This is a genomic window from Dokdonella sp. (assembly GCF_035511235.1).
Taxonomy (GTDB): Bacteria; Pseudomonadota; Gammaproteobacteria; order Xanthomonadales; family Rhodanobacteraceae; genus Dokdonella.
Window position 1 is genome coordinate 1 of sequence record NZ_DATKFQ010000024.1, and the last position, 23804, is coordinate 23804.

General features: G+C 73.1%; 15 protein-coding genes. 8 read left to right on the plus strand and 7 right to left on the minus strand.

Annotation, left to right across the window (positions count from 1 at the left end):
• Positions 1-103: 103 nt before the first annotated feature.
• The 6 genes from VMR06_RS10730 to gspL all read right to left on the minus strand — a co-directional run bounded on the left by VMR06_RS10730 (position 104) and on the right by gspL (position 8609).
• Entirely contained in the window at positions 104-2485 is a 2382-nt protein-coding gene (locus VMR06_RS10730; protein WP_325376077.1) for a transcriptional regulator, read from the minus strand.
• 137 nt (positions 2486-2622) lie between these two features.
• Positions 2623-4992, minus strand: coding sequence for an aspartate kinase (locus VMR06_RS10735; RefSeq protein WP_325376079.1), 2370 nt, complete (start codon positions 4990-4992; stop codon positions 2623-2625).
• A gap of 230 nt (positions 4993-5222) precedes the next feature.
• Positions 5223-6029 (minus strand): inositol monophosphatase family protein, encoded by an 807-nt coding sequence (locus VMR06_RS10740; RefSeq protein ID WP_325376081.1) that lies wholly within the window; start codon positions 6027-6029, stop codon positions 5223-5225.
• Positions 6030-6042: 13 nt separating this feature from the next.
• Positions 6043-6810 carry a type II secretion system protein N gene (gene gspN / locus VMR06_RS10745; RefSeq protein WP_325376083.1) on the minus strand — a complete coding sequence of 256 codons (768 nt, stop codon included), beginning with the start codon at positions 6808-6810 and terminating at the stop codon, positions 6043-6045.
• Between the two features lie 78 nt (positions 6811-6888).
• On the minus strand, positions 6889-7380 hold the full coding sequence (locus tag VMR06_RS10750) for a type II secretion system protein M (protein ID WP_325376086.1): 492 nt from the start codon (positions 7378-7380) through the stop codon (positions 6889-6891).
• Positions 7377-8609, minus strand: a complete 1233-nt coding sequence (gene gspL / locus VMR06_RS10755; protein WP_325376088.1) for a type II secretion system protein GspL — start codon at positions 8607-8609, stop codon at positions 7377-7379. The genes VMR06_RS10750 and gspL overlap by 4 nt, the downstream gene beginning before the upstream one ends.
• Positions 8610-8776: 167 nt before the next feature.
• Here gspL and VMR06_RS10760 point away from each other — a divergent pair, with 167 nt between their 5' ends.
• The gene (locus VMR06_RS10760) at positions 8777-9913 is read left to right on the plus strand and encodes a hypothetical protein (protein WP_325376090.1); all 1137 of its coding nucleotides are present in this window, start codon (positions 8777-8779) and stop codon (positions 9911-9913) included.
• Positions 9914-9958: 45 nt separating this feature from the next.
• On the opposite strand, the gene ssb is transcribed toward VMR06_RS10760, so the two are convergent.
• Positions 9959-10486 carry a single-stranded DNA-binding protein gene (gene ssb / locus VMR06_RS10765; RefSeq protein WP_325376093.1) on the minus strand — a complete coding sequence of 176 codons (528 nt, stop codon included), beginning with the start codon at positions 10484-10486 and terminating at the stop codon, positions 9959-9961.
• A 292-nt stretch (positions 10487-10778) separates the two neighbouring features.
• Here ssb and VMR06_RS10770 point away from each other — a divergent pair, with 292 nt between their 5' ends.
• From VMR06_RS10770 to VMR06_RS10800, 7 genes are all read left to right on the plus strand, one after another.
• Complete coding sequence (locus tag VMR06_RS10770; protein WP_325376096.1) at positions 10779-13388, plus strand: bifunctional aspartate kinase/diaminopimelate decarboxylase; 2610 nt, start codon at positions 10779-10781, stop codon at positions 13386-13388.
• Between the two features lie 118 nt (positions 13389-13506).
• Positions 13507-14844, plus strand: a complete 1338-nt coding sequence (gene murL, locus VMR06_RS10775; RefSeq protein ID WP_325376098.1) for a UDP-N-acetyl-alpha-D-muramoyl-L-alanyl-L-glutamate epimerase — start codon at positions 13507-13509, stop codon at positions 14842-14844.
• Positions 14845-14847: 3 nt separating this feature from the next.
• Positions 14848-16242, plus strand: coding sequence for a UDP-N-acetylmuramoyl-L-alanine--D-glutamate ligase (gene murD / locus VMR06_RS10780; RefSeq protein WP_325376100.1), 1395 nt, complete (start codon positions 14848-14850; stop codon positions 16240-16242).
• Positions 16243-16355: 113 nt separating this feature from the next.
• Complete coding sequence (locus tag VMR06_RS10785; RefSeq protein ID WP_325376102.1) at positions 16356-17090, plus strand: HAD family hydrolase; 735 nt, start codon at positions 16356-16358, stop codon at positions 17088-17090.
• 166 nt (positions 17091-17256) lie between these two features.
• Positions 17257-21477 carry a fibronectin type III domain-containing protein gene (locus VMR06_RS10790; protein WP_325376104.1) on the plus strand — a complete coding sequence of 1407 codons (4221 nt, stop codon included), beginning with the start codon at positions 17257-17259 and terminating at the stop codon, positions 21475-21477.
• An 86-nt stretch (positions 21478-21563) separates the two neighbouring features.
• The gene (locus VMR06_RS10795; protein WP_325376107.1) at positions 21564-22781 is read left to right on the plus strand and encodes a carboxylate-amine ligase; all 1218 of its coding nucleotides are present in this window, start codon (positions 21564-21566) and stop codon (positions 22779-22781) included.
• Positions 22778-23575: a type 1 glutamine amidotransferase gene (locus tag VMR06_RS10800; protein WP_325376109.1), complete on the plus strand. Its 798-nt coding sequence runs from the start codon at positions 22778-22780 to the stop codon at positions 23573-23575. Before VMR06_RS10795 ends, VMR06_RS10800 begins: the two co-directional genes overlap by 4 nt.
• Positions 23576-23804 lie beyond the last annotated feature (229 nt).

The following is a 23804-nucleotide window of genomic DNA, read 5'->3' on the forward strand; positions in this document are numbered from 1 at the left end:
GGCCCGTCCGATTCTCCGAACGCCGAGATCGTTGTCGCTCGCGGCGGGTTGCCGGGCGGTTGGAATGTCCTAACCGCACGCTAACGGAGCGCCGCAGCGGCGTTCAGCGGCTTCCGGCGATCCGAGCGTTCGACGGCGGCGACTGCAGATCGACCGGGATCGGCCGGGCGCCGGCCAGCGAGCGGGCGTGCTGCAGCGCCTCGGCCCAGGTCTGCCGGTGGCCGAGCGCCTGGTGTATGCGCACCTGCAGCAGGGCACCTTCGAAGACGTCCGACGCGGCGGCCGGCAGGCGCCCGACGACCGCACTGGCGGCCTCGGCGCGGCCGCTGCGCAGCAGGTACGGCACGATCGACACGGCGACCGCGAGCGACTGGGCCGGCACGTCGCGGGCATCGGCGTCGGCCTGCGCCGCCGCGAACTCGTCCGCGGCCGACGGCTGGCCGGTGGCGGCGGCCAGCTCGGCGCGCGCCAGACGCAGGCCGATCGGCATGCGGCCGTCGAGCGTCGCGCCGAACATCGGCGCGGCCGCCGCCAGCGCAGCCGCCGCCTCCTCGCCGCGCCCCTGGTCCAGCAGCGCGCGCTGGCCGAGCAGCAGCACCTCCGCCGCCGCGTCCGGCTCGCTCGCCGCGAGCTTGGCGACCGCCGCGCGTGCGGCATCGGCCGCGGCCGCCGCATCGCCGCGGTCCCAGGCCCAGCGCGCGCGCAGCGCGTCGCGGCGGCCGTCCAGACGGGCGTGATCGGCGAGGCCGAGCGCGGCGAGCGTCTCGAACGTCGTATCCAGTTCGGCGTAGCGACCGTCGGCGATCAGCAGCGCGGCGCGGTCGATCAGGATCTCGGCCCGGCTCAGCGGATCGCCGATCCGCGCCAGCAGCGCGCGCGCGGCCTCGTTGGCAGCACGTGCGCCGGCCAGATCGAGCAGCGCCAGCCGTGCATTGACCAGGGCCGAGTAGCCGTGGGCGCGCTCGTTGAGCGCGCCGAACGGTTCCAGCTGGTTCAAAGCCTCGGTCAACGCGGCCACCGCCTGGGCCGGCCGGTCGCGCAGCAGCAAGGCGATGCCGTAGTTGAGGTTCAACCGGGCCAGTGCCAGGCGGTCGCCGGCCTGTTCGAGCAGCACGCGTGCCTCGCCGAGATCGTCCAGACCCTCGCCGACGCGGCCGAGCGTCAGCCGCGCGCCGCCGCGGCCGGCGAGCGCCTTGCCGTAGTCCAGGCGCTGGCGCTCCCGGTCCAGCGACTGCAGCGACTGCTCGAACGCCTGCTCGGCCACCGCGGCCCCATCGCGCATCATCGCGATCGCGCCGAGGCCGTAGTGGATGCGGCCGCGCAAGGCACCGTCGGCCGCAGCGGACTCGTCGTCGAGCAGGTCCTGCAGCATCCGCGCGGCCTCGTCGAGCCGCCCGGCCCGGTGCGCCAGCGAGGCGAGCTGGTAGCGCAGCTCGGGCTGCGCGGAAGCCGGCAGCGGCGTGTCGGTCAGAATGCGCGCGGCGCCTTCGAGGTCGTTCTCGAGCATCGCCGCCTGCGCGCGCTGCAGAACCTCCTCGACCGCCGGATCACGCGTCGCAGCCGGCGGCGCGCTCAGACCGATTTGCGCGAGCAGCGCGTCGGTCGCGACCTGCACGGCGGTCAGGACGTCCTCGGCCTCGCCGGAGGCGATCCGCTGCCGCCCGCCGGCATCGGTCGCGCGCAGGCCGACGCGCCAGCCGCGGGCACTGCGGTCGGCCCGGCTGGCGACGATCCAGCTCGCACCGACGCGCCGTGCCAGCGCGTCGAGGTCTTCGGCAGCGGGCTGCACGGCAAGCAGGGCCAGCGTGGTTTCGCTCGGTGCCACGGCGAGCCCGGCCGCGCGCAGACGCTGCGCGATTATGTCCATCGCCCCCAGCCGCACCCAGGCGTGATCGCGCCCGCTGCCGACCTCCACCGGCACGACCAGCGCACCGGACGGCGACACGGCCGGCAGCGCCGACGGCGCAGGCGCCGGCTGCTCGCGCCAGATCACGGCCAGCGCCAGCGCGGCCAGGATCGCCGCCAGTGCGGCGACGGTGGTGCGCCATCGGAGCCGCGGCTTCGGCTCGGCGTCCGCAGGCGCCGCGGCGGCCGATGCCTCGACCACCGGCTCGCCGCTCGCCGGTGCCGCCGGCACGGACGCCGGCGTGTCGGGCTCGGACGGCGCGACGCTCACCTCGCAGGCCCAGCGATAGCCGAACTTCGGAATCGTGCGGATGCAGCTCGGCTGGCCGCTGCCCTCGCCGAGCAGACGCCGGGCGCGCAGGATCGCCTGCGTCAGCTGCGGCTCGGACACGTCGGTGCGCCCCCAGACGGCCGCACCGAGCTCGTCGCGCCCGACCGCGCGGTCGCGATGCTCGATCAGGTAGACCAGGCAATCGAACACGCGCGCCGGCACCGGCAGCACGACGCCGCCCTGCCGGAACTCGCGCGTGGCCGGGCACAGAAGAAAGTCTCCGAATCGGTAGAGGATGCGTGCGCTCATGCCCTCTCGGCGACGGCGTCGGTGCGGACGGCGACTTTAGCCCAAGCGGTCGCCGAAGCACGCTGCCGGCCGGTCCCGTGGCGCGCGCGCCGCCTGCGCACGCTGACGCCTGCGGGCGATCGGCCGGTCCGGTGCGGTCAGGCCACCGCGCGCAGCGGCTCGGCGCTCGCGACGGGACGGCGCGGCTCGACCGGCTGATGGCGCGCGATCACCTCGAGCAGGTCGGCGAAGACGCCGGCCGCGGTGAGATCGATCCCGGCGCCGGGTCCGGCCACCGTCAGCGGCGCGGCGCGGTAGTAGCTGCTGGACAGGCGCAAGGCGTTCTCGCACGGCAGCAGCCGCGCCAGCGGATGACCGAGCGGCACCCGCTCGGCGCGCAGCCGGGCGACGCCCTCGTGCCAGCTCGCGCGGTAGATCCAGCATTCGCCGGCCGCACGCGCTTCGGCGACGGCCTGCCGCCAGTGCGCATCCTGATCGACCAGCGCATCAAGCAGCCGCGCCGCATCGGGCTCGGCCAGATGCTCGGCGCCGACCAGCGGCTGCAGGTCGATCGCGTCGAGATCGGCCGTGACGCCGAGCGCGCGCAGCAGGATCACCAGCTTGCGTGCCGCATCGGCGCCGGACAGGTCCGCGCCCGGATGCGGCTCGGCGTAGCCGAGCGCGACCGCCTCGCGCACCGCCACCGAGAACGGCACGTCCTGCTGCACGCGGCCGAGCACGTACGACAGCGTGCCCGACAGCACCGCTTCCAGCGTCTGGACGCGATCGCCGGCCGAGGTCAGCTCGCGCAGCGTGCGCAACAGCGGCAGCTGCGCACCGACCGTCGTCTCGTGCAGCAGGCGCGCGCCGGACTGGCGCTGCGCGGCGGCGATCGCATCGGCCAGCGGCGCCGCTGCCGACGGGCCGTGCTTGTTCGGCGTGACGATGTCGATGCCGGCCGCGAGCCAGTCCGGATACTGCGCGGCGACCTCGGCGCTGGCGGTGCAGTCGATCAGGATCAGCGGCCGCTCGGGCCGGCCGAGCAGTTCGTGCGACCACTGCGCCAGCGTGCGGTCCTCGGCGGCGGCGAGCCGTGCCGCCAGCGTGCCGGCTTCGAGGCCCGATGCGTCGATCAGCGCCTTGCGCGAATTGGCCGCGGCGATCAGGCGCAGATCGAAGCCGCGTGCGCGCAAGGCGGCGTGCTGTTCGGCCAGCAGCGCCAGCAGGCGTCCGCCGACACGGCCGCTGGCGCCGATCACGGCCAGGTGCACCGGCACCGGCGCATCGCCGGCGATCAGCTGCCGGTGCAGCGCGCGCAGCGCCGGCTCGCCGTCGGCGGCGGCCAGCGCGACGCGCACGCAGCGCTCGCGCCGCGACCACCACAGGGCCAGCGGCGCCAAGCCGCCGACGGTCAGGGCGTCGCGGCAGCGCGATGCGAGCGACGCGCCGGCGGTGTCGTCGAAGACGCTGAGCAGGGCCACCGGCACTGCGTGCTCGCCGGGCGCAGCGTCGGCGGCGACCAGCGCCGCCGGCGCATCGGCGTAGACGTCGTCGCCGTCGTCGAACGCGCCCGGCGCCGACAGCGCACGGGTGCCGCGCAGCAGCGCCAGGTCGTGCCGCAATGCGAGGCCGCGCAGGGGTTCGCTGAGGTCGCCGCCGATCCGCGTGCTCTGCGCATCGGCAGCGAAGCTGTTGACGATCGTCAGCGGCACCGGCCGCTCGAGCAGCGGCTCCAGCGTGCGCGCATGGATCACGCTGGCGCCGGCATGCGCGAAGCGGTTCGCGTCGGCCAGCGAGAGGTGGCGCAGCAGCTGCGCGCCGGCGACCAGGCGCGGATCAGCGCTGTAGCAGCCGGCGACGTCGGTCCAGATCTCCAGCGGCCAGCCGAGCGCGGCGGCCAGCAGGGCGGCGCTGTAGTCCGAGGCATTGCGTCCGAGCGTGGTCGTGCGGCCGTCCGCCGCCGCGCCGGTGAAACCGGGCACGATGCGCACCTGCGTGCGCCAGAACGCCTCGCCGCGCGCGGCGATCGCCGCATCGGTGGCGCGGCGGTCGACCTCGGCGTGGCCGGCGCGGCCGCCGGTGCGGATCAGCACCTCGGCCGGCACGATCGCCGCCTCGACGCCGCGCGCCTGCAGCGCGCCGAGCATCAGCCAGGCGCTGAGTTTCTCGCCGCCGGCGAGCACGGTATCGGCCGCCGCCGCGTCGCCGGCGGCCACGCGCGCCAGCGCGTCCTCGAGCTGGCGGCCCAGACGCTCCAGCGTCCACGGCAGGTCGCCCTGCGGCGCCCCGCCGAGCTCGGCGGCGACATCGGCGTGCCGGTCGAGCAGGCCGCGCAGCGCGGCGACCGCCTCGTCCCGCCCGGCCTGCTCGACGAGGCAGGTCAGCCGATCGGTCACACCGGCCATCGCCGACACGACGACCGCGGCAGCGCCGCGCGTGCGGGCCGCCGCGACCGCGTCGGCCGCACGCCCGATCCGCCCCGCGTCGCCGAGCGAGGTCCCGCCGAACTTGACCACCTTGCCGATCATGATCCTTCCTTATGGACGTATGGACGTCTATACGTCCAAAAAGAGGCGCGCATTCAAGCATCCGCCGCCAGGCAAGTCAAGAAAGCCGTCTCGAAGCCGCGGCGCGGCGCCCCGACGGGCGCGCAAGCGCACACGGTGCGGCGGAAAGCGGAATCGGAACGGAGGAACGGCGGCCGCGCGGGTTCGCGGCCGGACCGAAGCGCGCGACGGCGCGGACGCGCCGTCGCGGATCAGGCCGCGCGGAACGCCGCCAGCGCGGCGGCGTGCAATGCCGGCGAACCGGCCAGCGCGCTGCGCGTGGCGAGATCGACCGGCGCACCGTCGAGCGCGGTGAAGACGCCGCCCGCCTCGCGCACGATGACGACCAGGGCGGCGATGTCGAGGACGTTCAGATCGGACTCGATCACCAGATCGATCGCGCCGCGGGCGAGCAGGTGATAGTGCAGGAAGTCGCCGTAGCCGCGGATGCGTCCGCTGCGCCGGATCAGGTCGGCCAGCACCTGCCAGCGGCCGTCGCCGGCCAGCGACTTGAGATTGCCGGTCGAAATCGCGGTCCGCGGCCCGAACTCGGCGATGTCGCCGACGCGCAGCGCGCGCGGCACGCCGCCCTCGCGGCGGTCCTCGATGAAGGCGCCACCGCCGCGCACCGCCCAGGCGCGCTCCCCGTACTCGCCGGCGTCGGACACGCCGAGCATCAGCTCGCCGCGGTGCATCAGCGCGATCTGCGTCGAGAACATCGGGTAGCCGCGCACGAAGGCCTTGGTGCCGTCGATCGGATCGATCAGCCACAGCCAGTCGCCGTCGCCCTCGCGCCCTTCCTCTTCGCCGTAGTAGGCATGGTCCGGAAACTGCGCGCGCAGCACGCGCTTGATCGTCGCCTCGGCCTCGCGGTCGGCCTCGGTGACCGGCGTCTGGTCGTCCTTGGTGACGACCTCGAACGCGCGCTGCCGGTAACGCGGCGCGATCACCGCGCGCGCGGCGTCGGCCGCGGCCAGTGCCACGGTCAGCGCCTGCCGCAGGAACGCCGTATCGCTCATCGCGCCGGTCCGCTCAGAGCAGCGGAAACATGCGGCCCTGCACGACCAGGTGCGAGGAGCCGTCGGCCTGCGGCTGTCCGACGTAGCGCAAGGCCTCGCGCACGCGCACGTCGTCGTTGCGCGCGGCCAGGCGCGCCTCGGCGTCGAAGCGGTCGGGGCGCACGTCGAACACGCCCTCGACCTCGAGGTTGCCCTGCCCGTCGTCGCGCACGACGCCGCCGATGCCGCCCTCGGGCTTCGACGAGAATTCGACCAGGATGTCCGAGAAACGCGCCTCGGCATGACCGGACACGCCGGCGTCGCTCCAGCGGCCGGCGCCGGTCGCGCCCTGCAGGCGGCCCTCGGCGATGCGCGCCTGGCTGAGCACGCCGTTGAACGTGCCGAGCAGGTTCAGCGCGGGAATGTCGAGCGCCGGCGCGGCCAGCTGCGCGGCGAAGCGGAACCGCACGTCGCGCAGGTCGAGGCTGCGGTCCAGATGCCGCGTGACCAGGCCGGCGGCTTCGACGTCGGCGCCCTTGACGTGCACGTCGAGGCGGACCTGACCGCGCAGCAGCGGCGCCTTGTCGATCGTCCACGACAGCTCGCCGAGGTCGCGGCCGAACACGCTCATGCCGTCGGCGCGGCCGTTCCAGATGCTGCCGCGCACGCCGGTCAGCACGACCGGCGCAAAGCGGTGGCCGCCCCAGCGCCAGGCCAGTTCGGCCGGCATCGTCCAGACGAAGACGCCGGCAGCGACCAGCAGCAGGAGGACCAGCACGATCAGGACTTTGAGGATGCGCATGAGTACCGGGAGAGTGAGCGATGGCGAAAACGAGGGCGCGACCGCGCGAGGCGGCGGTGGCGGCCGTGCGACCTTACCTCAGGGCACGTCCTGCAATGTTACCCGTGCGTTGACCAGACCGACGCCGTCGACGCGATCGGCCGAGAAGTCGCTGGCCTGGATGCCGTAGTCGCGCGCCAGACCCTCGAGCCAGGCGGCCAGATCGTCGAACGAGGCGTATTCGAAACTCACGCGCACGCTGCCGCCCGAACCGGGCTCGACGCGGCGCAGGGCCGACTCGAGGCCGGCGCCGCGCGCAGTCGCATCGGCCAGCGCGAGCAGCGACTTGCCCTCGCGGTCGGCGCGCGCCTGCACGCCGGTCGTGCGCAGACCGCCGAGCTCGGCAGCCGCGCGGCGCACCAGCAGCAGCTGCTCGCGCTCGCCCTCGATGCGCAGCGCCAGATCCTCGCGCTGGCGGCCCAGCGGGTGCCAGACCAGCGCCCACAGCAGCAGCGCCACCGCGACCGCGGCGCCGATCGCAAGGATGCGCCGCTCGCGCGGCGGCCGCGCCGTCCACCAGGCCGCGTTCATGCGCCCGCTCCGCTGACGCGGATGCGCGCGTCGACACCGCCCTGCGCGCCATCGGCCGGGCTGGTACCGGTGATCTCGGCGCGCAGGCCCGGCAGCATCGCCAGCCGCTCGCGCAAGGCATCGAGCGCCTGCACGTCCGGTGCGCGCAGCCCGAGCTCGAGCGCGCCGTTGCGGTATTCGATGCCGCGCGTCTGAATGCGCGTGCCGCTGGTCAAGACCGGTGCGATCCGGCCGAGCAGGCCGAGCAGGCCCTCGTCGCTGCCGCCGCGCAGCGTTTCCAGCCGCCGCTGCAGCAGCTGGCCGGGCTCCACCCCGGCCAGTGCGGCGCCGTCGAGCTCCGGCAGGGCTTCGTGCAGGTGCCGGTCGATCGCGGCCTGCAGCGCGGCCGATTCGCGCCTCAGCTGCAGCACGCCCAGACCGCGCTCGGTCAGGCCGAGCAATACCACCAGGGCCGCCAGTGCGGCAGCCAGCCGCCAGAGCCGGCTGCCGGCAGCACGCCGGTGCGCCGGCGCGAACGCGCCTTCGAGCAGATTGCCGGCCGCCGGCAGCGAGGGCGCGAGCAGGCCGAGACCATCCCGTGCGCCGGGATGCGGCGCATCGCCGGTCTGCAGCGATCCCGGTGACCGGATGTCGCTCGATGTCGCACCGATCGGTGCCGGCCCGGTCGCGGCAGGCCGCAGATCGTGAACCGTCAGGTCCGCGGCCGGCACGCCGGTCTGGCGCAGCCAGTCGGCCAGATCGGCGGCCGGGCAGGCGAAGGCCGCATCCGGCGCGAGGCGGACCAGGGCGCGATCGGCTTCGATCAGCGCGGTCGCCGGCAGCAGTGCCAGGGTTTCGGGGATCAGTACGTCGGGGCGGATGCCGTCGGCCGCGAGCCGGTCCAGCCATTCGCGCAGGCGCGTGCGTGCGACGACCAGAACCGCGCGGCGATCGCCTTCGAGGCCGGGCACCACTACCGGCACCACGTGCAGATCCTCGACCGGCGCCAGTAGCCCGTCCTCGACCGCGAACGGCAGCGCGCGCAGCAGTTGGGCCTGGCTGCGCGCCGACAAGGTGGTGCCGGTCAGCAGCACGTCCTCGGAGGGCACCAGCACGACGATACGGCGCGCCTGATCGAGCCGCTGCCGCGGCGGCACGCCCGGCACGGCACGGCCGGTGCCGCCGAGCCAGGACAGGCGTCCTTCGGAATCCAGGCGCAGCAGCAGACGGTCGGTATCGGCGGAGGCCATCGGCAAGCGATCAGTCGGTGGGCGCGGCCGGCGCCCCTGGCCCGACCGAATCGGCCGACATGATCACACAGGACGCCGTGCGAACACGATATTGAGGCTTTCGCAGCGAATGCTTGACGAAACGGCGGGCACACTGCCGCGCCTTTCCGCCGGAGCGCCCCTCACCGATGATCCGTCCGAACCGCCGCGGCCGTGCCGACCGGCCGACGCTGCTGCCGCGCGCCACGCCCGCGCCGACCGCCGTGCTGACCGCCTGCGCACTGGCCGCATCCGCGGCCGTCGGCGCCGGCGTGCCGCCCGACGGCGGTTTGGCCGCGCCGCCGCGCTGGCAGGCCGATACGACTGCCCGCGCCGCCGCGGCCGCCGCCACCACGGCCGACGATGCCGCGCGCGTCTGGATCGACCCGACCAGTCGCGACTCGGTCGCCAACGCGTATTTCGGCCTGTTCGTGCCGCAATCGGGCGTCGCCGCCGGCTGGACCGGCTCGCTCGCCAGCTGTACGTCCGGCACCACTGCGGCGGCCTATCACGCGGCGACGATCGAGCGCGTCAACGTCTTTCGCGCCCTGGCCGGCCTGCCCGGCAACGTGACCGCGATGGCCGCCGGCGCCGTGCAGGGCGCACAGGACGCCGCCTTGATGTTCACCGCCAACGGTCAGATCAGCCATGCGCCGCCGCCGAGCTGGCGGTGCTACACCGCAGCCGGCGCCGGCGCGGCCGCCGCGTCGAACGTCTCGCTGGGCCTGGCCGGGCCGGAAGCGGTCGTCGCCTACATGGACGACTACGGCAGCGGCAACGGCATGGTCGGCCATCGCCGCTGGATCCTCTATCCGCCGCAGGCGCAGATGGCCTCGGGCAGCGTCGACGGTGCGGACGGCTGGCCGTCCAATGCGCTGCGCGTGATCGGCGGCTTCGGGTCGCGGCCCGACACGCCGGCCGGCGTCGCCTGGCCGCCGCCCGGCTACGTGCCGTGGCAGCTGCTGCCGAGCGTGTCGAACCGCTGGTCGTATTCGTGGCCCGGCGCGAACTTCGCGAACGCGCGCGTGACGATGACGCGCAACGGCCAGGCACTCGGTGCGGTGAGCTACGAGCCGCTCGCCAACGACGTCGGCTACGGCGACAACACCCTGGTCTGGCTGCCGCAAGGCGTGAACTACGGCCAGCCGGCCGGCGATACGGTCTACCGCGTCACGATCGACGGCGCCAGCGGCAACGGCATTCCGGCGAGCCTGTCCTACGCCGTCGTGGTATTCCATCCGGAAGCGCGGCCGGAGCGCGTGTTCGGCGACGGCTTCGACGGCTGAGCGAGGCAGCTCGGGACACCGAACCCGTGCCGCGCGGCGCGACGATCAGAACGGAATATCGTCGTCCTCGAACGTATCCGGCGGACGCTGCGAAGCCGGCGGCGCCGAACGCGTCTGCTGCGCCGGCGCGCCGCGCGCGGGACCGCGCTCGCGGCCGTAACCGCCGCCACCACCGCCCCCGCCCCCGCCACCACCGCCGTAGCCGCCACCGCCGCCACCCTCACCGCCGCGCTCGCCGCCACCGCCGAGCATCTGCATCTCGTTGGCGACGATATCGGTCGTGTAGCGCTCGATGCCGTCCTTGTCGGTGTACTTGTTGGTGCGCAGCGAGCCTTCGATGTAGACCTGGCGGCCCTTCTTGAGGTACTCGCCGGCGATCTCGCCGAGCTTGCCGAACAGCACGACGCGGTGCCACTCGGTGCGCTCCTGGTTCTCGCCGGTCTGCTTGTCGCGCCAGGCCTCGGAGGTGGCCAGGCGGATGTTGGTGATCGCGCCGCCGTTGGCGGTGTAGCGGGTCTCCGGATCAGCGCCGAGGTTGCCGACGAGAATGACCTTGTTGATACCACGTGCCATGAACAAGAACCTCCGGAGAATGCGGCCGCAGCGCGCTGGGCGATAGGTCGAGCATAGTACCGCGAAAGCGGCCGCGGCCAGCGCCGATCGCCGCGCCCGGCTGTACGAATCGGCCTCGCCGGCGCCCTGCCGCGGCCATGAAAGCGCCCGGCTTCGCCGTTGCGTTCTGCTGCGTCGCACGAAAGAATGCCGGCCCCGCCGGCCGACCCGTCGCCGGCGGCCCGCAGCTGCCGTTGCGGCGGCATCTGCCTGCTCTGTTCTCTCTCGACACGACGAGGATGCGACCACACCCGTGAACACCCCCCCTGCCCTGCTCCCGGCCGACGCGCCGTGGATCGTGATCAAGTTCGGCGGTACCAGCGTCTCGACGCGGCCGCGCTGGGACAACATCGCACGCATCGCAGGGGCGCACCGAAAACAGGGCAAACGGGTGCTGATCGTGGTATCGGCCTTGTCGGGCATCACCGACCAGCTCAAGGCGATCGGCGAGGCCTGCGCCGACGCGGCGCGCTGCCGCGAGCTCTACGTCGGCATCGTCGAGCGCCACCACAGGCTGTTCCGCGAACTCGGACTGCCGCTGCGCAATGCGCTGGACGGCTGGCTGGCGCGGCTCGACCAGCTGCTCGGCGATCCGCGCCGGCCGGCCGGCGCGCTGTCGTGGCAGGCCGAGGTGCTCGCGCATGGCGAGCTGCTGTCGAGCACGCTCGGCGGCCTGTATCTGAATGCCGGCGGCCTGCCGACGCGCTGGATCGATTCACGCGACTACCTGCGCTGCCGGCCGCTGCCGAACCAGAGCGACTGGGGCCGCTGGCTGTCGGCCTCGGTCGATCCGGTGCCGGACCCGGCCGCCGCGGCCGCGCTGGCCGCGCGCGGCGACGTGTTCATCGCGCAGGGCTTCGTCGCACGCAACGCCGAGGGTGCGACCGCGATCCTCGGCCGCGGCGGCTCGGACACCTCGGCGGCGTACTTCGGCGCCGTGCTCGGCGCCGCGGCGGTCGAGATCTGGACCGACGTGCCGGGCATGTTCAGCGCCAATCCGCGCCAGGTGCCCGACGCGCGGCTGCTGTCGCGCCTGGACTACGCCGAGGCGCAGGAGATCGCGACCACCGGTGCCAAGGTGCTGCATCCGCGCTGCATCCATCCGCTGCGCGAGGTCCGCGTGCCGCTGCTGATCAAGGACACCAACCGGCCCGAACTGCCCGGCACCGCGATCGGCTGGAGCACCGTGCAGGCCGCGCCGTCGGTCAAGGCGATCAGCTCGCGCAAAGGCATCACCCTGGTGTCGATGGAATCGATCAGCATGTGGCAGCAGGTCGGCTTCCTGGCCGACGTGTTCGGCGCGTTCAAGGCGCACGGCCTGTCGGTGGACCTGATCGGCTCGTCGGAGACCAATGTCACGGTCTCGCTCGATCCGTCCGACAACCTGCTCGACTCGGACGTGCTGGCGCGCCTGTGCGCGGATCTGGAGTCGTTCTGCCGCGTCAAGGTGATCGCGCCGTGCGCGGCGATCACGATGGTCGGCCGCGGCATGCGCGCGATGCTGCACAAGCTCTCGGCGGTGCTGGCCGAGTTCGGCGCGCTCGACGTGCATCTGATCTCGCAGTCGTCGAACAACCTCAATCTGACCTTCGTCGTCGACGAGGGCCTGGCCGATGCGCTGATCCCGCGCCTGCACGCGCTGCTGATCCGCGCCGAGGCGATGCGCGTGGACGATGCGGCCGTGTTCGGGCCGAGCTGGCGCGAGCTGGCCGAAGGCGCCGTCGCGGCGGCGCGGCCGGCCTGGTGGCGGCAGCGCCGCGAGGCCCTGCTCGCGCTCGCCGAGTCGGGCAGTCCGCGCTATGCCTACGACCTCGGCGAGGTCCGTACGCGCGCGCGCGACCTGCGCGCACTCGGCGCGGTCGACCGCTGGCACTACGCGCTCAAGGCCAATCCGCATCCGGCGATCCTGCGGGCGCTGCACGAGGAGGGCTTCGCGTTCGAGTGCGTGTCGTGGGCCGAGGTCGAGCACGTGCGCCGCACGCTGCCGGCGCTGCCGCCCGAGCGCATCCTGTTCACGCCGAACTTCGCGCCGCGCGAGGAATACCGCGCGGGCCTGACCGCCGGCGTGCGCGTGACGCTCGACGCCCTGCATCCGATCGTCGAATGGGGCGCGGACTTCGCCGACCGGGACATCCTGCTGCGCGTGGATCTCGGCAGCGGCCGCGGCCACCACGACAAGGTCAAGACCGGCGGCGCGCAGTCGAAATTCGGCGTCGCGCTGGACGAGATCGAGACGTTCCGCGAGCATGCGCGCCGCCATGGCGCGCGCATCGTCGGCCTGCATGCGCACCTGGGTTCGGGCATCCTCGATGCCGGCCACTGGCGCGGCGTCTACGCGCAGATGGCGAGCCTCGCCGAGCGCTTCAACCGCATCGAGATTCTCGACATCGGCGGCGGGCTCGGCGTGCCGTCGCGGCCCGAGGACGCGGCGCTCGATCTCGCCGAACTCGGCGCGACGCTGGCCGAAGTGCGCAGCGCCTATCCTCAGTTCAAGCTGTGGATGGAGCCGGGCCGCTATCTGGTCGCCGAGGCCGGCGTGCTGCTCGGCCGGGTGACCCAGGTCAAGCGCAAGGGCGAGGTGCACTACGTCGGCATCGACGCCGGCATGAACTCGCTGATCCGCCCGGCGCTGTACGAGGCCTGGCACGCGATCGTCAATCTGACGCGGCTGGACGAGGCGCCGACGGACCTGGTCCAGGTGGTCGGTCCGATCTGCGAGACCGGCGACGTGCTCGGCCACAACCGGCGGCTGCCGCCGTGCCGCGAGGGCGACGTGATCCTGATCGCCGAGGCCGGCGCCTACGGCGCGGTCATGAGCTCGCGCTACAACCTGCGCGAGCCGGCCGCGGAGGTCGTGCTGTGAGCGCCGCCATCGCCAGACACGACCGCCCCGGCGCCGATCCTATGAGCGGCACGCGCGATCGCCGATACTCGCCGCGCGCCGCGCCCCGGCCCGGCGCCGCCCGCCCAGGAGTCTCGCCTTGAGCCTGCCCGACCCGCGCGCCGCGCGCGCGTTCCGCTTCATCGGCCGCGACTACGTCGACGGCGAGGCGCGCCTGCGCTATGCGTTCGACGACGGCCCCGAGCTGGTCGAGCGCATCGGCTTTCCGGGCGCGCCGGCGCCGGCCGCGGAAAGGCGCGCGGCGTTCGACCGCGCGCTCGACCTGCTGCACTGGATCGCCGGCGTCAGCTACTACAAGGCCGGCGTGCCGCCGCAGATCCGGATCGAGGGCGCGCTGCCGGACGCGCCGACGGCGGCCTTCCTCGACGCGCTGTACCGGCATGGCCTGGGCGAATTCGCTTGGCACAACCGGCTCGATCTCGGCGCGCGCATCGCGTTTCCGGCCGCTGCCGAGGCGGCGCCTTCTGCACCGGCGCTCGGCCTGCCGAACCGCAGCCTGGTGCCGATCGGCGGCGGCAAGGATTCGCTGGTCAGCGTCGAGATCTTCAAGCGCGCCGGCGAGGCCGCGACCGCGACCTGGATCGGCACCTCGCCGCTGATCGAGGCCTGCGCGGCGCGGACCGGCCTGCCGACGCTCAACGTCACGCGCCAGGTCTCGCCGCTGCTGTTCGACTACAACCGTGCCGGCGCCTGGAACGGCCACGTGCCGGTGACCGCGATCAACTCGGCGATCCTCGTCGCCGCGGCGATCCTCTACGGCTACGACGCGATCGCGTTCTCGAACGAACGCTCGGCCTCGAGCGCGACGCTCGAGTACGAAGGCCAGCCGGTCAACCATCAGTGGAGCAAGAGCTGGGCGTTCGAGCACGCATTCGCCGATCGCGTGCAGGCCCTGGTCGCGGCGGATCTGCACTATTACTCGCTGCTGCGGCCGCTGTCGGAGCTGGCAGTCGCCGAGCGCTTCGCGCGCGAGAACCGCTACGACGCGGTGTTCTCCAGCTGCAACCGCAACTTCCGCATCCTCGGGCCGAAGCCGGCCGACCGCTGGTGCGGGCAATGCCCGAAATGCCACTTCGTGTTCCTGGCGCTGGCGCCGTTCATGCCCAAGCCGCGCCTGCTCGGCATCTTCGGCGCCAACCTGCTCGACCAGCCGGCACTGGCGCCGGGCTTCGATGCGCTGCTCGAATACCGCGACCACAAGCCGTTCGAATGCGTCGGCGAGGGCCGCGAATCGCGCGCGGCGATGGCGTTCCTGGCCGGCCGCGCCGAATGGCGCGAGGACGCGCTGGTCGAGCGCTTCGCAAGGGAGATCCGGCCGCAGCTGGCCGGCGAGGATCTCGCGCTGGCGCCGCTGCTGGCGCCGGCCGGCGAACACCGGATTCCGGCGCGCCTGCTCACCTGGGTCGAGCGCGGCTGAGCCATGCGCATCGCCGATCTGGCCGGCCTGCGCGTCGCGATCTGGGGCTACGGCCGTGAAGGCCGCGCCGCCCTGCTCGCGCTGCGTCGGCGCCTGCCGGAACTGACAGCGACGCTGATCGGCTCGGCAGCCGAGCGCATGCAGGCGCAGGCCGACCTCGATGCGGCCTGCGGCGGCGATGCCGCCGGCACGCTCCAATGGCTGGCCGCGCCGCCCGATGCGGCCGTGCTGTCGGCGTTCGACGTCGTGATCAAGTCGCCCGGCATCAGCGCCTGGCTGCCGGATCTGCTCGACGCGCGCCGCAACGGCACGCGCTTCACCTCGGGCACCGCGCTGTGGTTCGCCGAGCACCCGCAGGCGCGCGTGATCGCGGTCACCGGCACCAAGGGCAAGAGCACGACGACCGCGCTGATCGCGCATCTGCTGCGCGGCCTCGGCCGGCGCGTGGCGCTGGCCGGCAACATCGGCCTGCCGCTGCTCGAGCTGGTCGATCCGCCGCAGCCGCCGGACTGGTGGGTGATCGAGCTGTCGAGCTTCCAGACCGGCGAGGCCGGACCGCTCGCGGTCGGCGTCGTCACGCGGCTCGACGAGGAACACCTGGACTGGCACGGCAGCCGCGAGCGCTACGTCGCCGACAAGCTGCGCCTGGCCGATGCGGCGCGTGTCCTGGTCGTCAACGCGCAGCAGCCCGAGCTGCTGCGGCTGACCGAGCGCCACGGCGATCGAAGAACCTTCGCGCATGCGGCGGGCTGGCATGCCAGCGACGCCGGCATCGCGCGCGGCGCCGCCGAGATCGCGCCGCGCGCGGCATTGGCGCTGCCGGGCCCGCACAACGTGCTCAACGCCTGCGCCGCGCTGGCCGCGGTCGAGGCCGCCGGCGAGGACGCCATTGCCGCCGCGGCGGCGCTGCCGCGGTTCCGGCCGCTGCCGCACCGGCTGCAATGGCTCGGCGAAAGCGAGGGCCTGGGCTACGTCGACGACAGCATCGCGACGACGCCGCAGGCGGTGCTCGAAGCGCTCGGCAGCCTGCCCGACCCGGCCCGCGCGACGCTGATCGTCGGCGGTCACGAGCGCGGCCTGGACTGGCAGCCGTTTGCGCAGGCGGTGCGGCTGCGGCCGCCGCAGGCGATCGTCGTCAACGGCGCCAATGCCGCGCGGATCGGCGCGGTGCTGCGCGAGACCGGCGGTGACTACCAGCTGCAGGTGGTCGCGCGGCTGGCCGACGCGATCGCGGCCGCGCGTGCGTGCACGCCGCCCGGCGGCACGATCGTGCTGTCGCCGGGCGCGCCGAGCTTCGACCAGTTCCGCGACTATGCCGAACGCGGCCGGGCGTTCGCGGCACTGGCCGGATTCGATCCCGACGCGATCGGATCGATCGAAGGGCTCGGCATCGCCTGAGCCGGCGCGCGCCTCGATCTCGAGGCCGCCGTCGCGGTACGCGCAGCGGGCAGCCGAAGCACGCGCGTACAATCGCCGCCTGCGCGGCCGCGCACGATACCGATGAACGACCGATGCTCGAACTGATTGGATTCGACGGCGACGACACGCTCTGGCACAGCCAGGACTACTACGACGCGGCCCAGGCCGAGTTCGAGCGCATCGTCGGCGCCCATGTCGACCTCGCCGACGCGCGCGTGCACGAGCGGCTGCTGGCAATCGAGGCCGGCAACATCGCGCTGTTCGGCTACGGCGCCAAGGGCATGACCTTGTCGATGATCGAGGCCGCCTACGACATCACCTGCGGGCGCATCGGCGCCGCCGACCTGCACCGCCTGGTCGGCCTCTGCAAGGAGGTGCTCGCACATCCGGTCGAGCTGCTGCCGGGCATCCGTGCGGCGGTCGAGGCGGTCGCCGCGCGCTACCGCGTCGTGCTGATCACCAAGGGCGACCTGATCCATCAGCAGGCCAAGGTCGCGCGCTCCGGGCTCGGCGACCTGTTCCATCGCATCGAGATCGTGACCGAGAAGGACCCGGCCGCCTATACGCGCGTGCTGCGCGAATGCGGCAGCGCACCGGCCGCATTCGCGATGGTCGGCAACTCGCTGCGCTCGGACATCGAACCGGTCGTGACGCTCGGCGGCTGGGGCGTCTACATGCCGTACCACTCGACCTGGTCGCTGGAGACCGACACGACGTTCTCGGCCGAGGATGCCCGCGTGGTTCAGGTCAGCGACGCGCGCGGCATTCCCGAGGCGATCGGCCTGATCGCCGGACAGGTCGCCGTGGCGCCGGCCGGCGCCGTCTGACCGGCCCGGCTCGACCGGCGCCACACGAAGAATCCCGCCGCCGCGGCTACGGCGGCCGCACCTGGTCCATAATCGACCGGTCGCTTCGTAGGATGCGCGGGCTTTGCAGCCGGTCCGCACGGGGAACCGGAGCGACGGGGCTGCCCACTCCAGGGGAAGATTTCCGATGCTCCGCATATCCAAGGCCGCGATCGCCGCGCTGCTGGCGTTCGTCGTGCTGCCCGTCCCGGCGATCCAGCCGTACGAACCCTCCCAGGCCGATCCGGCCTCCGACGCCGCCTACCGCGTGCCGTCGCATCAGGTCCACGACAGCGCGCTGGACGTCACGCCGTCGCTCGGTCTCGATGCGGCGCGCGACGCGCAGCTGCAGTCGCGGCTGGCGACGTTCTCGCAGCGCTACGGCCGCGACTGGGAGGTACGCTGGGATGCGCGCGGCGACCGCCCGAACCTGATCCAGGGCAGCGGCGTCGCCCTGATTCCGGGCCGCGGCAACACGCTGACGCCGGCGGCGTTCGGCGTCGCCGATGCGGCCGCGCTCGATCGCGACCGCGTCGCCGCCGAGGGCCTGCGCTTCGTCGGCGAGGTCGCCGACCTGCTCGGCACCTATGGCCTGGACCTGCGCCTGGACGAGGAGCGCTCGGTCGCGTTCGGCGACGGCAACCCGCGCTGGTTTCTCGAGTATGCGCAGTACCACCAGGGCGTCCGCGTCGATGGCGCGTTCGTGTTCGTGCGCATCGCGCACGGCAACGTCGTGCAGTTCGGCGCCGAGCGCATCGCCGACGTCGCGATCGACGCGCGGCCGTCGCTGACGCGCGACGCGGCGTTCGCGGCGGCCTGGAGCGCGCTCGGTTTTCCGGCCGGCACGCGCCTGGCCGAGACCGTCGAGGCCGGTGCGCTGGCGATCTACCCGACCCGTCCCGACGGCGAGAGCCCGGGCGAGGCCTATGCCGGCGTGCGCGGCGGCGGCTACCGCCACGTGCTGGCCTGGCGCCACGTGTTCCGCGTCGAGGGCAATCCGTCGACCTGGCAGGTGCTGACCGATGCGCACAGCGGCCGCCTGATCGACGTGCGCGATCTGAACGTCTACGCCGACGCGACCGTCAGCGGCGGCGTCTACGCGACGACCAATACCGATCCGGAGCTGGTCGTGCCGTTTCCGTTCACGGCGGTCACCAACAACGGCAGCAAGATCACCGATACCGACGGCGTCTACGACTACAGCGGCGGCACCGCCAGTTCCACGTTGAACGGCCGCTACTTCCGCATGAGCGACAGCTGCGGCTCGATCTCGCTGTCCAACAACAGCACCGGCAACCTCGCGTTCGGCAGCGGCAGCGGTACCGACTGCGCGACGCCCGGCACCGGCGGCGCCGGCAATACGCATGCCTCGCGCAGCGGCTTCTACCACCTGACGCGCATCAATGAAAAGGCGCGCGCGATCCTGCCGGGCAACAGTTGGTTGCAGAGCACGGTCACCGCCAATATGAATCTCAACCAGACCTGCAATGCGTACTGGAGCGGCGGCACGCTGAACTTCTTCAAGTCCGGCGGCGGCTGCTCGAACACTGGCGAGATCGCCGCGGTGTTCCTGCACGAGTGGGGCCACGGTCTCGACAGCAACACCGGCGGCGCCGCCAACGAGTACGGCAGCGGCGAGGCAGTCGGCGACACGTTCGCATTCCTCGAGACGCGCGACAGCTGCATCGGCCCGAACTTCCGCCCCGGCGGCCTGTGCCACAACTGCACGAGCTGCACCGGCGTGCGCGACGTCGGCGACTTCAGCCTGCTCGGCACGCGCACGCTGGCGACGCCGGCCAACGTCACCGCCTCGTCCGGCATCAACTGCGGCGCCTACATCGGCCTGACCGGCGTGGCCTGCCCGTACGTGGCCTCGAACGGCTCGGCCTATCGCGGCCCGATGGGCTACGAGGGCCATTGCGAGAGCTACATCGCGTCCAGCGCGAACTGGGACCTGACCCACCTGCTGGTCGACGCGCACGGCGAGGAGGCCGGCTGGCAGCAGATGGACCAGATCTGGTACGCCAGCCTGACGCCGTCCAAGAGCGCCTATCAGGTGCAGAGCGGCGGCCAGTGCAATCCGTCGGCCACCGTCAACGGCTGCGGCGCGACCAACTGGTACACGGTGTTCGTCGCGGCCGACGACGACGACGGCAATCTCGCCAACGGCACGCCGAACGCCTGCCGGATCTGGGATGCGTTCAATGCGCACGGCATCGCCTGCGGCACGCGGCCGGCCTGCAGCGCGGGCGCGGCCGACTTCTCGCTCGGCGTCACGCCGTCGTCGCAAGCGGTCTGTGCCGGCAGCGCCACCAGCTACACGATCCAGATCGGCGCGCAGGGCGGCTTCAGCAATCCGGTCAGCCTGAGCGCCTCGGGCCTGCCCAGCGCCGCATCGGCGAGCTTCTCGCCAAACCCGGCCGCACCGGGCGCGAGCTCGACGCTGACGCTCACGACCGGCGCGTCGACGCCGGCCGGCAGCCATACGATCACGATCGCCGGCAGCGCCAGCGGCAGCGGCGGCCACAGCGCGCAGGCGACGCTCACGGTGTCGACCGCGCTGACCGCCGCGCCGACGCTGCTGACGCCCGCGAACGGCGCGACCGCGGTCGCCAGTCCGGTCGCACTGAGCTGGACCGCGGTGCCCGGCGCGACGGCCTACACGGTCGAGATCGCCAGCGACGCCGGCTTCACCGCGATCGTGACCAGCGCGCCCGGCGTCGCCGGCACCAGCTACGCCGCGCAGGGATTGAACCCCGCCACCACGTACTACTGGCGCGTGCGCGCGACCAACGGCTGCGGCAACGGGCCGCTGTCGAGCGTGTCGAGCTTCGGTACGGCGAGCCTGGTCTGCGCCGAGCCGGCGCTGGCGATTCCCGACAACAACACGACCGGCATCAACAGCACGATCAGCGTGTCCGATCCGAGCCTGCTCGACGGCATGCGCCTGCACGTCAGCAGCACGCACACCTATCCGGGCGACCTGAAGTTCACGCTGAGCCGAAACGGCACCCAGGTGCTGGCGATCGACCGGCCCGGCGTGCCGGCGACGACGTTCGGCTGCGGCACGCCGGCCATCGACGTCGTGCTCGACGATGCAGCCGCCAATCCGGTCGAGAACGCCTGCGCGACTTCGGCGCCGGGCATCGGCGGCACGCTGCGGCCGAACAATCCGCTCGATAGCGCGTTCACCGGCCAGGCGTTCGCCGGTACCTGGACGCTCAACGTCAGCGACAACGCCAGCGGCGACACCGGCACGCTGACGCGCTGGTGCCTGGAACCGAAGATCGCCGCGCCGGCCACGCACACGGTCGGCGGCACCGTCAGCGGCCTCGCCGGCAGCGGCCTGACGCTGCGCCTCAACGGCGGCACGCCGCTGGCGATCGGCGGCAACGGCAGTTTCACGTTCCCGACGCCACTCGCCAGCGGGGCATCGTACGCGGTGGCCGTCGAGGCTCAGCCGTCCGGCCCGAGCCAGACCTGCACGGTCAGCGGCGGCAGCGGCACCGTCGGCAGCGGCGACGTGACCAGCGTCGCCGTCGTCTGCACGACGCGCACGTTCACGGTCGGCGGCACGGTCAGCGGACTCGCCGGCGACGGACTCACGCTGCGGCTCAACGGCGGCGCGCCGCTGGCGATCGGCGGCAACGGCGCCTTCACGTTCCCGACCCCGGTCGCCAGCGGCGCCGCTTATGCGGTGACGGTCGGCACGCAGCCGAGCGAGCCGAGCCAGACCTGCACGGTCAGCGCCGGCAGCGGCACGGTCGGCGACGGCGCGGTCACCAATGTCGCGGTCGCCTGCACGACGCGCACGTTCACGGTCGGCGGCACGGTCAGCGGCCTCACCGGCAGCGGCCTCACGCTGCGCCTCAACGGCGGCGCGCCGCTGGCGATCGGTGGCAACGGCGCCTTCACGTTCCCGACCCCGGTCGCCAGCGGCGCCGCTTATGCGGTGACGGTCGGCATGCAGCCGAGCGATCCGAGCCAGACCTGCACGGTCAGCGCCGGCAGCGGCACGGTCGGCGACGGCGCGGTCACGAACATCGCCGTCACCTGCACGATCCGGACGTACTCGGTCGGCGGCACGGTCAGCGGCCTGCTCGGCCAGGGCCTCACGCTGCGGCTCAACGGCGGCGCGCCGCTGGCGATCGGCGGCGACGGCGCCTTCACGTTCCCGACCGTGGTCGCCAGCGGCGGCAGCTATACGGTGACGGTCGGCACGCAGCCGACCGTCCCGGCGCAGACCTGTACGGTGACCGGCGGCAGCGGCACGGTGAACGCGACCGACGTCACCGACGTCACCGTCGTCTGCCGCAACGACGTGACCGACCGTCTGTTCGCCGACGACTTCGAGGCCGACGGCGACTGAACGTCCGGACGGAACGGGGGGCGCCGCAACGGCGCGCCCCGTTCCGTTCAACTGCGGTTGGCGGCGCGCTGGCGACCATGCGCGCCATGACCGCACCCGCCTCGTCTTACACGTTCGGCATCGAGGAAGAACTGTTCCTCGTCGATCCGGTCAGCCGCTGCGCGGTCACGCGCATGCCCAAGCGCTTCCTGTCCGACTGCCGGCGCGAGCTCGGCGAGCGGATCGGCCGCGAGCTGCTGCAGTCCCAGATCGAGATCGTCTCGCCGGTGTTCGCCGATGCTGCCGAGGCGGCCGCGACGATGACCGACCTGCGCCGGCGCCTGGCCGGCATCGCCTGCCGGCACGGCCTGCGCATGCTGGCGGCCGGCACGCAGCCGCTGACGACCTGGCGCAGCCAGGCCGTCAGCCCGAAGCAGCGCTACGAGCGCCTGCTCGACGACTACCAGATTCTCGGCCTGCGCAACCTCGTCTGCGGCCTGCACGTGCACGTCGGCGTGCCCGAATCGATCGACCGCGTCCGCGTGATGAACCGGATGCTGCCGTGGCTGCCGGTGTTCCTCGCGCTGTCGGCGTCCTCGCCGTTCTGGAGCCGGCAGCCGACCGGCCTGCACAGCTACCGGCAGGCGGCGTATGACGAATGGCCGCGCACCGGCATTCCGGATGCGTTCGAGGATCAGGCCGACTACGACGCCTTCGCCGATCTGCTCGAAAGCAGCGGCGCGATCGAAAGCCGCCAGTCGCTGTGGTGGGCGATCCGTCCCTCGCACCGCTTCCCGACGCTGGAAATGCGCATCGCCGACAGCTGTACGCGACTGGACGATGCCCTCGCGCTGGCGACGCTGTATCGCTGCCTGGTCCACGCCCATGCCGAGAACGACGCCCTCGGCCGCAGCACCGGATCGGCCGCCATGCTGCGCCGACTGACCGACGAGAACCGCTGGCGCGCCAAGCGACACGGCGTCGCCGCGGACTTCATCGACGACGGCGGCCGCCGCCGCGACATCGCCGCCGTGCTCGGCGAAGCCGAACCGTGGCTGCGCCGCTCGGCCGAGGCGCTCGGCGTCGCCGACGTGCTCGGGCCGGTCCGCGCGATCCTGGTCCGTGGCAGCAGCGCCGACCGCCAGCTGGCGATCTATCGCGACGCGCGCGCGGCCGGCGCCGGCCGCATCGAGGCGCTGCACGCGGTCGTGGACTGGCTGATCGCCGCCAGCCTGCCGGCGCCGGGCTTGTCGCGGACCGGCCGTCCGGACGACGATAGCGGCGGACCGCGCCATACGGAACCCGCGCTCGCTGCCGCTCCATGACCGTACCCGATTCACCGCGCAAGCTGATCATCGGCGTGTCACCGCGCATCCTGCGCCAGGTGCCGCGCGAGCTCGGCTTCCGCGGCAAGACGCTGCAGTATCTCGAGCAATCGGTCGCGCACTGGGTCATGGCGCTGGACGCGGTCGTCTTCATGGTGCCGACGGTGGAGCGCGAAAGCATGATCCGGCGCGCCCACATCGACATCCCCGATATCGTCGCCGCGCTCGACGGCCTGATCCTGCAGGGCGGCGCCGACATCGACCCCAGCGCCTACGGAGAGGCGCCGACGCACACCGTCGGCGCCGTCGACGCGCTGCGCGACCGCTTCGAGCTGGACCTGCTGCGCGCGTTCGCGGCGGCCGGCAAACCGGTCCTCGGCATCTGCCGCGGCATGCAGCTGATCAACGTCGCATTCGGCGGCACGCTGCATCAGGACCTGCGCGCCGACGGCGCGACGCCTGCCAGCCACGTCCACGCCGAGCTCTACGACGAGCACAAGCACCCGCTCCGGCTCGACCCCAGGACCTGGATCGGCGCGATCTACGGCGACACCGAGGAAGGCTGGGTCAACTCGATCCACCACCAGGGCGTCAAGGCGCTCGGCCGCGGCGTCGTCGCCGGCGCCTGGTCCGACGACGGCGTGATCGAGGCGATCCGCGTCGAGAGCCCGGCCTTCGTCGTCGGCGTGCAGTGGCACCCTGAGTTCCACGACGGCCGCGACGCCGATCTGCTCGCGGCCGATCCGCTGATGCAGGCCTTTCTCGATGCCGCCGAGCAGGCGCGGCGGCGCTGATTGGAAGCCGGCCGCACCGCGCGGCGCGCGTACGGCACTCGAGCTGACCGAAGTTGCGCACGCCGCGCGCACGGCGTGCAGGCCGCCCCCGTACGGTCGATCCGGCGCGAGCCGCGCCCGGCATGTCCGGGCGGCTTCTGAAACAATCGGGCTTTCCCTGCGAGGACGGCGCCGCGTGAACCGGAACGGCAGCGAAGACGCCGATCGTGGCGGCGCACCGGCGATCCCG

Bases quoted from the DNA above. Each gene is read 5' to 3' on its own strand.
- VMR06_RS10730 (WP_325376077.1), bottom strand. From the start codon at position 2,485: ATGAGCGCACGCATCCTCTACCGATTCGGAGACTTTCTTCTGTGCCCG.
- VMR06_RS10735 (WP_325376079.1), bottom strand. From the start codon at position 4,992: ATGATCGGCAAGGTGGTCAAGTTCGGCGGGACCTCGCTCGGCGACGCG.
- VMR06_RS10740 (WP_325376081.1), bottom strand. From the start codon at position 6,029: ATGAGCGATACGGCGTTCCTGCGGCAGGCGCTGACCGTGGCACTGGCC.
- gspN (WP_325376083.1), bottom strand. From the start codon at position 6,810: ATGCGCATCCTCAAAGTCCTGATCGTGCTGGTCCTCCTGCTGCTGGTC.
- VMR06_RS10750 (WP_325376086.1), bottom strand. From the start codon at position 7,380: ATGAACGCGGCCTGGTGGACGGCGCGGCCGCCGCGCGAGCGGCGCATC.
- gspL (WP_325376088.1), bottom strand. From the start codon at position 8,609: ATGGCCTCCGCCGATACCGACCGTCTGCTGCTGCGCCTGGATTCCGAA.
- VMR06_RS10760 (WP_325376090.1), top strand. From the start codon at position 8,777: ATGATCCGTCCGAACCGCCGCGGCCGTGCCGACCGGCCGACGCTGCTG.
- ssb (WP_325376093.1), bottom strand. From the start codon at position 10,486: ATGGCACGTGGTATCAACAAGGTCATTCTCGTCGGCAACCTCGGCGCT.
- murD (WP_325376100.1), top strand. From the start codon at position 14,848: ATGCGCATCGCCGATCTGGCCGGCCTGCGCGTCGCGATCTGGGGCTAC.
- VMR06_RS10785 (WP_325376102.1), top strand. From the start codon at position 16,356: ATGCTCGAACTGATTGGATTCGACGGCGACGACACGCTCTGGCACAGC.
- VMR06_RS10790 (WP_325376104.1), top strand. From the start codon at position 17,257: ATGCTCCGCATATCCAAGGCCGCGATCGCCGCGCTGCTGGCGTTCGTC.
- VMR06_RS10795 (WP_325376107.1), top strand. From the start codon at position 21,564: ATGACCGCACCCGCCTCGTCTTACACGTTCGGCATCGAGGAAGAACTG.
- VMR06_RS10800 (WP_325376109.1), top strand. From the start codon at position 22,778: ATGACCGTACCCGATTCACCGCGCAAGCTGATCATCGGCGTGTCACCG.